The 12,036-nt window shown below is 66.9% G+C and carries 7 protein-coding genes and 1 pseudogene; 1 reads left to right on the top strand and 7 read right to left on the bottom strand.

What is annotated here, in order from left to right; genetic code table 11:
• Positions 1-29: 29 nt before the first annotated feature.
• The 7 genes and pseudogenes from ACFU8Q_RS32730 to ACFU8Q_RS32700 form a co-directional block, all read right to left on the bottom strand.
• Positions 30-918, bottom strand: a pseudogene (locus ACFU8Q_RS32730) (amidohydrolase family protein).
• A 170-nt stretch (positions 919-1,088) separates the two neighbouring features.
• Positions 1,089-3,461 carry a hypothetical protein gene (locus ACFU8Q_RS32725; RefSeq protein WP_384461088.1) on the bottom strand — a complete coding sequence of 791 codons (2,373 nt, stop codon included), beginning with the start codon at positions 3,459-3,461 and terminating at the stop codon, positions 1,089-1,091.
• 179 nt (positions 3,462-3,640) lie between these two features.
• A complete protein-coding gene (locus tag ACFU8Q_RS32720; protein WP_384461085.1) occupies positions 3,641-4,648 on the bottom strand; it encodes an aldo/keto reductase in 1,008 nt (335 codons plus the stop codon).
• A 154-nt stretch (positions 4,649-4,802) separates the two neighbouring features.
• Positions 4,803-5,636, bottom strand: a complete 834-nt coding sequence (locus tag ACFU8Q_RS32715) for a carbohydrate ABC transporter permease (RefSeq protein WP_384461091.1) — start codon at positions 5,634-5,636, stop codon at positions 4,803-4,805.
• A 50-nt stretch (positions 5,637-5,686) separates the two neighbouring features.
• On the bottom strand, positions 5,687-6,685 hold the full coding sequence (locus tag ACFU8Q_RS32710) for a carbohydrate ABC transporter permease (RefSeq protein WP_384461082.1): 999 nt from the start codon (positions 6,683-6,685) through the stop codon (positions 5,687-5,689).
• Positions 6,685-7,983 (bottom strand): ABC transporter substrate-binding protein, encoded by a 1,299-nt coding sequence (locus ACFU8Q_RS32705; RefSeq protein ID WP_384461079.1) that lies wholly within the window; start codon positions 7,981-7,983, stop codon positions 6,685-6,687. The genes ACFU8Q_RS32710 and ACFU8Q_RS32705 overlap by 1 nt, the downstream gene beginning before the upstream one ends.
• A 447-nt stretch (positions 7,984-8,430) precedes the next feature.
• On the bottom strand, positions 8,431-9,225 hold the full coding sequence (locus ACFU8Q_RS32700) for a FadR/GntR family transcriptional regulator (protein ID WP_384461076.1): 795 nt from the start codon (positions 9,223-9,225) through the stop codon (positions 8,431-8,433).
• Between the two features lie 491 nt (positions 9,226-9,716).
• On the opposite strand from ACFU8Q_RS32700, the gene ACFU8Q_RS32695 reads away from it, so the two are divergent.
• The coding region (locus ACFU8Q_RS32695; RefSeq protein ID WP_384461073.1) for an Ig domain-containing protein at positions 9,717-12,036 on the top strand (2,320 nt) is incomplete at its 3' end.

Raw genomic sequence — 12,036 nt, 5'->3', positions numbered from 1 at the left:
CGCCCCCTCCGCCGCTTGCCTGCCGCAGGTCACAGGCCGTAGGCCCGCGCGGCCGTGCCTGCGAACACCGCCGTCCGCTCGTGCTCCGACAGGTCCGCCACGAGCTCGCGGCCGACGGCAACCACCTGTTCGTACTCGGCCGCCAGGGTGCACACCGGCCAGTCCGAGCCGAACATGAGCCGCTCCGGGCCGAAGGCCTCCAGCGCGACCGACACGAACGGCCGCAGGTCGGCGGGGCTCCAGGTGTGCCGGTCGGCCTCGGTGACGAGCCCGGAGAGTTTGGCCACGGTGTCGGGAAGGCGGGCCAGGGCGGCCAGGTCGGCGGCCCAGGTGTCCGGTCGACGAGGGCGGATCGGTGGCTGACCCAAGTGATCCAGTACGAAGGTGAGTTCGGGCCGCTGCCTCGCCACGGCGACTGCCGAGGGCAGCTGTTCAGGCCGCAGGACCAGGTCGTAGGCGAGGCCGGCGGATGCGACCGCGGCCAAGCCGCGGCCCACGTCGGGACGGAGCAGCCAGTCGGCCTCCTCCTCGCCCTGTACCTGGTGGCGGATGCCGACGAGACGGTCGTCACCGGGCAGTGCGCGCAGTGCGGCCAGGGCGTCCGCCGCGGGAGAGGTCAGGTCCGTCCAGCCGACGGCGCCGGCCACCAGCGGGTCGGCCGCGGCCGGCGTCCAGGTATTCGGGAGTCTCCTCGCGTACGCAGATCGTCTGCACCAGCACCGTGGCGTCGACACTGGCGGCCGCGGCCTGCGGTCGCAGGTCGTCGAGGGTGAAGTCGCGTCGCAGCTGGGCGAGTTCGGGGCCGTTGATCCAGTCCTGGTCGCGGACCGACAGGTCCCAGACGTGCTGGTGGGCGTCGATGGTGGTCACGGGGACAGGCTCGGTCAGGTCGGTTGTTTCTGACAACGTGCTCGGCATGATGTTCCTGTACCTGGCGGAGGTGCTGATGGAACGGGTGCACAGAGAGAACGGCGGGGTGCGGGCCAAGGCCCGGACCCGGCGCTGTGCCGCGGACGATTGATACGATCCATCCCACGATGCTTGTCGCCCTGACCGTCGCTCGATGCCCGAGGTCGGATGCCGCCGGATCAGGCTTGACGTGCGACCTTGCCATTCCTCGTGACCCGCACGGTGACCGCCCCGCCGGCCGGGACTTCGACCTGCGGCCAATCGAGGAACGCCGTGTATCCAAGGGGGCGGGCCGATTGGCGGGCCGTTTCCGCCAGCACCGACACCCGTGCCCCGTAGGCCGTGTTGTTGGTCAAGCGGATTACGGCGGCCTGACGGCTCTCGCTGACATGCTCGGCCTCGACGTGATCAAAGGGAATGAGGATTCCTTCCCCGGGCCTGACGTAGAGTCCGGGAATTTCGAGTGCCATCAAGACACCGTCGGTCTCGGTCCAGGAGTTTCTCGTCCTGATGAAATTACCGACGGCATCCTTGCCCTCGGCATCGCTGGGCTGGATCCGCTCCATGCTCGAACCGATGAGGTAGTCGGTGGTTATATGTCCCGGCATGTTGACGGCCTCGGCGTGGGCATGCTGGATATCGCTGATGAGTTCAGCGTACTTCATGTCCCCAGTGGCTCGATACAGCTTGAACAGGTGGTCCGCAGAGGACGTACAGACACCGGGCGCGGCATGTTTGTTCTGGCTGCTTGCCCAAACGGCGCCAGCCATCCGTCCCTTAAGCCGCGCGATATCACTGCCTGCCGGAAACAGCGGATTGTACGCAAGCGTCCAGGACGAGCACAGCGCGGCCTGGACCTTGGCGCGATTCAGCCATCCCTTCTTTCCGGTGTACTGGTACAGCGCCATGAATGACTCCAGGAGAGCAAACGCTGTTTCGGAGTCCGCATCCTGTGAAATATCCGCGCACGCTCCGCCGGTGAATCCACGGGACTTGATGTCGCGGTCATAGTAGAATTCCGCTGCTTCCTCGGCCACGGCCAACCAGTCCGGACGGTGGAAGTATTCAGCCGCCAGGGCGAGCCCGGCCGGAGCGATGGCGCCGGCCGTCGAGTTATACACGGCAATGTCGCCTGTTTCGGGCGCGATGTACTGACCGAATTCTCCGTGCTTTCGCCAGGTCCGGGTGAATGCTTCGGCCAGACCGCCCGCGGCCAGTTCCCAGGATTCCTTGATGGTGTCGCCGTGCCCTTGCGCCTTCAGGAGCATCACATGCTTGATCAGCCAGAAGAGCACGTCTCCGTTCTTGCGTACCATCGCCTGCACCGCCGGAAAGTCGGGGTGGGCCTTCTCTGAGCGGATCTCACCATCTTCGCTGATGAAGCCGTAGAAGAATCCGCTCTTCCCCTTCATGCGGGAACAGATGAAGTCAAGCTCATCGGCGACCCTGCCCCGTTCCGTCGGGTCATTCAGAGCCAACATGGGATAGGTGTTGATCATTCCGCTGACCCAACCCAGTTGAAAGTGTCTGGAGTTTTCCGGAAGATAGAAGCGGCCCGCCTTGGTCTCTGTGAAATTACCTCGGCAGATGTTGGTGCCAAGCTCCGCCAGCTTACTCATCGGAAGCAGGTTGCGAGGCTCGGTGGGGCCGGTGAGCGACTTTCGCACATCCATGAATTTTTGCAGGACTGCCGGAATTCCATCGGCATCGAAGGTGAAAACCTGGAAGCGAATCGAAACGGCGTCACCGGGAGCCCAGTTCGACGCCCTGTCACCGCTCGGCCGAAAGTCACCGAAACCGGCCGCCTGCCGGCGCACAACCGGTGCCGAGATGCGGAATTCACAGCTTTCCCTGCTCGCGCTCTCCTCAACCGAGAGTCCACTGTTGCCCAGGCGGGTTCCCTGCTCGGTGAGGACGATCCAGCCCTTTTTCGACCTGGGCGAGAAGAAACTCATCGCAGGGGCGGCAGTACTGAACGTTGCCAGCTCGATCCGTGAAGGCGCCGCAGGATCGACGGCCAGTCGCGGGTTGTTCGATATCGTCAGCGGCGTCTGTGGGTTGTAGTACATGTCGGCCGGATAGTCCGGATTGTATCCGTTGCCGATGGCGCGATAGCGATTGCCGTTGTAGATGATTCCGGGAATCATCACGTAGTTGGCGGTCTCCCAGCTCTCGAATGGGAAATCCACAGAGATTGCGGTCTGTTCCGCCTCACCCTTCTTCAGGGTGCAGGTCAGGGTGACCTCCCATCCGTGATCACCGGGCACCCGCCGCGTATCCCGCTTCAATTGCCACTGTCGCGGCCCGTCGGCCAGCGTGTCGCCGTCGAATTCCTGGGCCCGGCGCAGCGTCGTGCCGTCATATTCCCGAATCGACACCCGGAGGGAGCCGTGCAATTCGCGCAGAGAACGGCTGAGTTCCGCAGCCTGGCCAGCGGCTTCGGTAACCCCTGCGTCGAGCGGTTGGGCTCGGGAGATCGTCGGTTCGAGCGCGATCTTCGCTCCGACTCCGGCGGCCGCCAGCAGAGAAAGACAGTTTCTCCTGTCAAGCATCCTGCAACCATCCTCGTGTGTGCGTTCCAGCGAAGGGAGTTTCAGATCAATGCCGGTACCCTGTCACGACATGCAAGAGGATCGCAAGGATAAAGCCGAAACATTACGGGGAGTCTGTGTTCTGTGGACCCGGTCGCACACCGTCGTCCGAGATCAGGGACGTACGCCGCCGTCCGTGATCAGGGACGTACGCCGTCCTGACGCGGTACAGGCACCGGCACGCCCGGCGGCAGCAGACCGTGGGCACGCAGGGCGAGCCACATCTCCTCGGGGATGGGGCTGCTGATCAGCGCGGTGGCGTCCGTCACCTCGGCGGCGCTGCGTGCCCCGAGCAGCACACCGGCCACCGCCGGGTGCCCCAGCGGGAATTGCAGGGCTGCTGCCCGCAGCGGAACACCGAAGGTCTCGCACAGCGTGCGCAGGGCCAGCGCCCGGTCCAGCAGGTGTGCCGGGGCCGGTGCGTAATCGAAGGTCGCGCCCGGCTGGGGATCGGCGAGGAGGCCCGAGTTGAACACCCCGCCGACCAGCACGGACACTCCGCGTTGCGCCGCCTGCGGCAGCAGGGCGGCCAGAGCGCTCTGGTCGAGCAGGGAGTAGCGGCCGGCCAGCAGGACCACGTCGATGTCGGTGTCGCGGACGAAGCGTGTCGGCATCGCGGTCTGGTTCATGCCGACACCGATCGCGCCGACCATGCCCTCCGCACGCATCCGCTCCAACTCGGGGTAGGCGCAGTCGAAGGCCTCGCGCTCGTGGCCGTCCGGGTCGTGCAGATAGACGGTGTCCACGCGGTCGAGGCCGAGCCGGGTGAGGCTCTCCTCGACGCTGGTGCGCACACCTCGGGTGCTGAAGTCCCACACCCGCTCGTGGGTGGCCGGGACAGCGAAGCCGTTCGCCAGGTCGTCGCCGGGCAGCCCGGCGCGTGCGCGCAGCAGGCGGCCGACCTTGGTGGACAGCGTGAACTGCGCACGTGGCCGGGTGCGCAGTGCGTCCCCCAGCCGGCGCTCGGACAGGCCGAGTCCGTAGTGCGGAGCGGTGTCGAACGCACGGATTCCGCAGGCCCAGGCGGCCTCCACGGTGGCGGCCGCGTCCTCGTCGCTGACCGCGTGGAACAGGTTCCCCAGGGCGGCGGCACCCAGTGACAGTGCGTCGACGGCGGTGGCGGTGTGCACGAGTGCTGTGGGGTGCATGGGGTGAGGAGTGCCTCTCGCTGAAGGGACGTGAACGGACATGAACGGGCGTGAAGGGGCGCGAGCGTCCGAAGTCCGCGACATGTGACAGGGGGGCGGGGCTTGCGTCGGTCCCCGCCCCGCCCTGTCACATGCCCAGCCGTACCGGCCGATCTCAACCCTTCGTCGCTCCTCCAGTGAGGCCCTTGACGAACTGCTTCTGGAAGGCCAGGTAGAAGACGAGGATGGGCACTGTCGCCAGGAACATGAAGGCGAAGACCGAGCCGAAGTCCGCCTGGTGTTCGCCGATGGCACGGTAGATGCCGACGGTCACCGTGGTGCCTGCCGCCGGGCCCAGGACGATCAGCGGGTTGAGGAAGTCGTTCCAGATCCAGACGCCGAGGAAGATCACCACGCTGGCCGACGCCGGCCGCATCAGCGGGAAGACCACCTGCCAGAAGGCGCGGAACGCTCCGGCGCCGTCGATCGCCGCGGCTTCTTCGAGCTCTCGGGGGATCGTCTTGGCAAAGCCCGCGAAGACGAACACTCCGAACGGCATGTAGTAGCCGACGTACGCCAGGACCAGTCCGGGCACGCTGCTCATCAGCCCCAGCGTGCGCAGGACTTCGGTGATCGGGGTGAGGATCACCGCAGGCGGCACCATGAGACCGCAGAGCAGGACGACCATGATGACCTTGGCCAGGACGCCGGTCGACCGGGCCAGGTAGTGGCCGAGCATGGCGGAGGTCGCGGTGATGACGAGAATGGAGATCACGGTGACCTCCGTGCTGTTGACCAGCCCGTACCAGAAGAGGTGGTCCGGGCGCGACAGCACGCTCTGGATGTTGTCCAGGGTCGGTGGGACCGGGAGGCCGACCGGGTCCGACACGATCGCCGAACCGTCCTTGAACACGTTGACCAGTACGAGGTAGATCGGCAGGAAGAACAGCAGGCCGGCGAGGAGCGCGACGACCGGGCGTATCCACGCCCTTGTTCGACCCCTGTTCATGCTCGCGTTCAGGTCCGGGTTCATCTTCGTGTTCGTGTTCGTGTTCGTGCTCATGCGGACACCTCGCGATTCTGCAGCCACCCGAGCGCGATCACGGAGACGGTCGCGACCAGGATCAGCATCGCCACGGCCATCGCGGAGGCGTAGCCGACGTGGTTGCCGTTGAACGCGGTCTGGATCACCTGGAAGGCGAGGGTGGATGTGGTGCCGGGGCCGGGGCCGCCGTTGGTGAGCACCTGGATCTGGTCGTAGGCCTTGAATCCGCCGATCAGTGACATGACCGTGTTGATGGTGACGGCGGGTGCCAGCATCGGCCAGGTGACATGGCGGAACCGCATCAGTGGTCCGCAGCCGTCGATGGCCGCCGCCTCGTGCAACTCCTGCGGGATTCCCTGCAGTCCGGCCAGGTAGATCACCACGCAGAAGCCGAGCCCCTGCCAGGCGATGACCCACGAGACCGTGTAGAGGGCGAGGCTCGGGTCGGAGAGCCAGCCCGGCGGATGACTCACCCCCAGCTGTCGCAGCATGGAGTTGAGCAGGCCGTCGTCGACGAGGATCGACTGCCAGATGACGCTGACCACCACGGCGCTCAGCACGACCGGCACGAAGAACACGCTGCGCAGAGCGTTGTACAGCCAGCCGCGCCGGTCGAGCAGCAGGGCGATCGCCAGGCCGCCGGCGTTGGTCACCAGCGTCACGATCACGGTGATGACGACGGTGTTCTGCAGTGCTTTGAGGAAATCGTCGTCGGAGAACAGGCTCGTGAGGTTGGACAGGCCCACCCACCGGGTCGGCGGGTTGAAGGGGTTCTTGTTGGTGAGGCTGTAGCCGGCGCTCATGCCGATCGGCACCAGGACGAGGGCCAGGTAGGCGAGCAGTCCGGGAGCCGCGAAGACGGCGAAGCGGCCCGGCCCGCCGTTCGGGCGGAAGCGCCGGGACGGTCGCGACGACCGCCGCGCGGGGGCGTCCTGTGGTCGGACCGCTGCCGATTCCTTCTCCGCGGGCGCGGCAGCGGAACCCTCCGGTCGGGTCAGGGTACGTATGCGCATTATCGGGTGGCCTTGTCCCACTGCTCGTCCATGTAGGCACCGAACTGACGGGCCGTCATGCGGCCGCCGATGAGCTTCTGGACGCCGGCCGCGGCCTTGTCGGCCAGGCCGGGCGGCAGGGAACCGTCACCGGTCTCCTGGGAGAACGAGTTGACGATCCCGTCGTCCTTCTGGGCCTGCCGATACGCCGCCACGGTCTTCTTGTAGACGGGGCCCATGGTGCTGGGCGGGCTGTAGCCCTTGATGTCGATGATGAGCCCGTCGGCCTTGACGGCGGCGTCCAGGTTCTTCTGGTCCTCCATGAAGGCCTTGGCCCACTTCTTGGCCAGGGGCACATCGGACGCCTTGGCGCTCACCGTCATCCCGCCGCCGAGGACGCCCGGGAGTGCCGGGGCCCCCTGGTCCGTGGGCCACGCGAAGGCGCCCGTGTCGAAGACCGGCTTCTTCGTGTCGGCCGAGGCGGAGAACCAGCTGCCCATCGGATACATCGCGCCCTTACCGTCACGGAAGGCCTGTTCGGTGTCCGCGTAGGAGCGGGAAAGGCCGGCGCGGTCGATGTATCCCTTGTCCGCGAGGCCGGCGACCTTCTGGGCGGCGGCGACGAACGCCGGGTCGGTGAACTTGACCTTGCCCTTGGCGCGTTGGGTCAGCCAGTCCGGGGTCTTCTTGTAGACGTCGGTGGCCACCGTGCAGATCAGCGGGAACATGTCGGCCCAGGAATCCTTGCCGCCACCGCCGACCACGAAGGGGTTGATGCCCTTCTTCTTCAACTTGGCGCTGTCGTCGAGCAGTTCACGGTACGTGTGGGGCGGTGTGTCGATGCTGGCCGCCGCGAAGTCCTTCTTGTTGTAGTAGACCAGCGTCGTCTGGGCGGAGTAGGGCAGCTGGTAGACCTTGCCGTCGTACGTGTTGGCGCGGGGGTTCTTGTACGTCGCGAGTTCCTTGTCCGTCCACGGCGCCAGCTTGCCCGCCTCGGCGAATCCGGCGGGGTTCAGGCCGATCATGACGTCCGGGAACTGGCCCGTGCTGTCGAGCTGCTTCGCGTACCCGGTGCGGTCGGCGCTGGGCGACACGAGCTTCTTGATCGTCACCCCGGGCACCTTCGCCGTGGCGCGGGCGATCGCGGCGTCCCAGTACTTCGCGTCCAGGTTGGGCGTTTCGAAGGTGAGGAAGGTCAAGGTGACCGTGTCGCCGTCGCCCTTGGACGCACTCGTTCCGGAACTGCCGGCCGTGCACCCGGCCAGGAGGAGAGCACCTGCGAGGGCGGCGGTTCTCGTGAGTATCGGATTGCGCTTCATGTTCAACTTCCCCTACCCGTCGTTGTCCGGGGGCGGTACCGAGTCGCTGTCTTGCTCGTACCGAGACGAGAGAGGGAATCCCGCTGCCGACCGTCCACCGAATCCGTCACATGGTTCAGACTCTTCCCGGAGTCCTGCTGCTCTCGGGGGCGACCGCTTCCCCTCAGCGTTCGCCCCTCAGGGCACCTTGGGGGTATGGAAGTCCGCGCGCGACGGCATGTCAAGAGATGAGACGGAGTTATTACCTCAACCAAGGCGGCAATAGATCTGATACATGTCGGTAGAGTTTCGCCGGACCCCACGGATTTGCCGCGTAGGAACGAGACGCGTCGGTGGCGCGGTTTACGACCCCGGCACGCTTCGACCGCCCCGTCGCCCGGTCGCTTCCGGCGTGGGCGGCGGGGCGGGGGCCGACGGGGCACTACTGATCGAGGCTGTCGTCCGTGGTCACGCCCCGTCCGGGCCGACGGGAGCGGCGGGAGTGGCGAAGATGCGGTTGCGGATCTCTCGTTGGACCTGGCGTTCCGTCGTGTCGATATGGCGGGCCATGAGGGCGGCGGCCTGTTCCTGCTCGCCGGCCCCGATCGCTTCCAGGATCGCCATGTGCTGCTCCGCGGCCCCGGCGAGTGATCCCGGTGCGGAGTCGGCCAGGGCAACGATGGTGACCTGGCGCTGCAGTCGCTGGATCGCGTCGACCAGGCTGGAGAGGAACGCGTTCCCCGCTGCCGCGCCGATCGCCTGATGGAACTCCGCATCGGCCCGGCTGAACGACTCGTAGTCGTCGCGCTCGGCGGCCTCTGCCGAGCGCTGCGCTGCCTCGCGGATCGCCCTGAGCTGAACCGGTGTGGCCCGCGTGGCCGCGAGCCCGCTGGTCTCGGCCTCGGTGAAGCGCCGGAACTCGAACAGTTCACCGACGCGGCTCGGGTCGGTCGGCAGGAACCGGGAGAACGTGTCGGACCACAGGTCGTTCCTGGGATGCGCCACGAAAATGCCGCGTCCCTTCTCCACCGAAAGCCTCCCGAGGGCCGAGAGGATCTTGACACCCTCTCGCACCACCGTCCTGCTCATGTCCACTTCGGCGGCCAGATCCTTCTCCGTCGGCAGCCGGTCGCCGGGCCCCATCCCCTGCCGTGCGACGTACTCCAGGATGCGCTCCGCCGCGACCTCGTAGCCGGGACGGTAAGGGGCCGCCTCCGTCTCCGAATCCGATGGCGCGGACGCGGGCCGGGAAGATCCAGTCATGTTGCTCCATGTATCCGATGCATGCAGGTCACGAAATACCACGTGCTGGGCCCCAAGATACCTCCCGGGCCGCCGGTTCAGGGGTGCTCGGATCGCCCCATGGAGCACCCGTGCCATCGGGAATAGATCCGAACTAAGCCTTGACGGCCCCTTCCGTGCCGTGCACGCTAGACCGCACTTGTGCTGCGGTAGTTACACAGGAGAAGTAAGCGCTCCTCCCTGCACGGGCAGGCCTATGGGCTCTCCGGCTCACGGCCGCCCACCGATCCCGCTCCCCGGAACAGCGCGAACCATCTCCGCTGAAGAATACGAACTATCCAGGTGACCTTGTTCGTCGCTCGACGTTTGCCGGCCTTGCGCCCCTCTGCGCTGTTCACGGGCAGTTGATCAGCGATCCCGCGCGTCATCGAGAGTCACTTCACCTAGGAGGACATGTGGACAGGCGTCGCTTTCTGGTTGCCAGCGGCTTGAGTTCGGCCACGGCCGTGGCCATGGCCGCCGGCCCCGCGCACGCCGCGCGAACGGCCAGGCCCAAGGCGTCCCCGACGCTACGGATCGGGGCGGGCTTCCTGTCGGTGGGCATCAGCGGCTCCGGGTACGTGGACAGCCTGGTGGACCTGCGCGACGGCACCGACCACCTGGCGAAGGACACCCCCGTGCCGCTGGTCAGCGTGGTGGCCGACGGCAAGCACGTGGTTCCCGCGGAGGTGCGGGTCGTGTCGCGTGACCGGTCGCACAACCGGCAGGTCCTGGAGTTCGTCGGCGAGAGCGTGACGATCCAGGTAGAGGCCGTCGGGTTTGCCACGCATTCCACACTTGAAGTCGTCGGCCTGACGGCCGCCTCGGGTGTGGATGTGCAGACACTGCTGTGGGGTCCGCTGCCGACGACGCTCGACGAGACCATCGGCGAGACGGTCGGTGTGGTCGCCAACTCCGATTTCGTCATGGGGGTCCGGCCGCTGAACGACAAGACAGTGGGCGGGTGGCCGAACGAGCATCTGGCGTACGGGTTCGGTCCCGATCTCGTCTGGAATCCGTACGGGCTGCAGACCGGCGCGAAGGACGAGTGGCTGGCGAGCAACGTCGCCGCGAAGACCACGTGGGGCAGCGTCCTGCGCGCCACCACCTACGACTACAGCAAGGCGCGGGTCCGGCAGCGCACCAACGGTTACGAGATCCCGCTCGGCCCGCTGCCCGCGCCGGAGGGCCGAGTCGTCGGGTCGAAGATCGCCCTGTTCGGCAGTGCGCCGGATCTCGCCCTGACCGTGCTCAGTCAGATTGCCAAGGAGCACGACCAGGCGTACCCCACCCTGGACGGCCAGTGGCAGAAGGCGGCCCAGCGCACCTCGCAGACCCACTTCTGGGTCCACGACCTCAACACGGGCAACGTCACCGCGGCCGCCAAGCTCGCCGCTCAGGCCGGGGTGCGGAACATCTACGCGATCACCGGCAACGGGCCGTGGGTGTCGCACGGGCACTACCAGTTCAACGGCTCCTTCGGCGGATCGGACGCGGCGGCCGCCCAGTTGGTGGCCGCAGCGGCGAAGGAGGGCATCGAGGTCGGGGTGCACACCCTGTCCACCTTCATCGACTCCAACGACCCATACGTGGCGGCGCCGGCCGATCCACGGCTCGCGGTGGGCGGGTCCGCCCGGCTCACCCGCCCGCTGGCCGGGTCGGACACCACGCTGTACCTGGATGCCAGCGGCCTGCTGGCCTCCGGCGTCGACGGTCAACGGCTGCGGATCGGCGACGAGTTCATCACCTACGGATCCGTCACCAAGGTCAGTAACACCGAGTGGCAGGTCGGCGGCCTGAATCGGGCACAGTGGTCCTCGGCCGCCAAGGACTACCCGGCCGGCACCACCGTCGCCCGGCTCATCCAGAACGGCTACGGCGGAGCGCTGGCCGGTCTGCCGATCACCGACGAGATCGCGACCCGGCTGGCCACCGCCTACAACACCAGCGGCGTCCACGCCACGTCCTACGACGGGCTGGAAGGCACCGGCTACAACGGCTGGGGCGGCTACGGCTTCGCACGGCTCGTCAACGGCGTCCACCGGCAGGTCACCACCAAGAACTTCATCACCGAGTGCAGCAACCTCGCGTCGAACACCTGGGACGCCCAGTCCAGGGCGAGCTGGGGTGAGATCGGCCCCACGAGCTACGCCCAGATCATCCGCAGCAACACCTTCTACCGGGCGAACTACCTGCCCGGGATGATGGGCCAGCAAGGGCTCTCGGGCAGTGACACCCTGCAAAAGATCGAGGACACCCTGGCGCACGCGGCCTCCCTGGACGCCGGCATCAACTTCGAGACCACCGTGAGCAGCCTCCAGTCCGGGCAGAACTCCACCACGCTGCTCGCCGCCGTCCGGATGTGGGAGTCCGCGCGCGCAGCCGGTGCGTTCACTGCCGAGCAGAAGAAGCAACTGGGCGTCGCGAGCAGGCACTGGCACCTGAGCGAGGTCACGCCGGACGCCGAGTGGACGCTGCAGGAGAAGGACACGTCCAGTCAGTCGATCGGCGACCCGCAGCCGGTGAAGGCCTCGACGCCGGGCTTCGCCACGCCGCAGCCGACGGACGCCCGGGTCGGAAAGCTGTACGCCTTCAAGGTGACCTCGACGACTCCGCGGACCATCCGCTACGAGGTCACCGACGGCCGCCTCCCGCGCGGCCTGACCCTCAACCAGGACACCGGGGGCATCACCGGAATTCCTGCCTCTCCCGGCACCAGCAAGTTCACCATCACCGCCAAGAACGGTGGGAGCATCGCCGACGCGGAGATCACCTACAAGGTGACGACCAGGC

Origin of the sequence: Streptomyces sp. NPDC057543 (assembly GCF_042801895.1) — a bacterium.
In the GTDB taxonomy this organism is placed as follows: domain Bacteria; phylum Actinomycetota; class Actinomycetes; order Streptomycetales; family Streptomycetaceae; genus Streptomyces.
Note: the sequence above shows the minus strand (reverse complement) of the source record. Positions and strands in the feature narration are given on the sequence as shown.

Excerpts from the sequence above, each read along its gene's own strand:
- ACFU8Q_RS32725 (WP_384461088.1), bottom strand. The coding sequence starts at position 3,461 with ATGCTTGACAGGAGAAACTGTCTTTCTCTGCTGGCGGCCGCCGGAGTC.
- ACFU8Q_RS32705 (WP_384461079.1), bottom strand. The coding sequence starts at position 7,983 with ATGAAGCGCAATCCGATACTCACGAGAACCGCCGCCCTCGCAGGTGCT.
- ACFU8Q_RS32710 (WP_384461082.1), bottom strand. The coding sequence starts at position 6,685 with ATGCGCATACGTACCCTGACCCGACCGGAGGGTTCCGCTGCCGCGCCC.
- ACFU8Q_RS32715 (WP_384461091.1), bottom strand. The coding sequence starts at position 5,636 with ATGAACAGGGGTCGAACAAGGGCGTGGATACGCCCGGTCGTCGCGCTC.
- ACFU8Q_RS32720 (WP_384461085.1), bottom strand. The coding sequence starts at position 4,648 with ATGCACCCCACAGCACTCGTGCACACCGCCACCGCCGTCGACGCACTG.
- ACFU8Q_RS32700 (WP_384461076.1), bottom strand. The coding sequence starts at position 9,225 with ATGACTGGATCTTCCCGGCCCGCGTCCGCGCCATCGGATTCGGAGACG.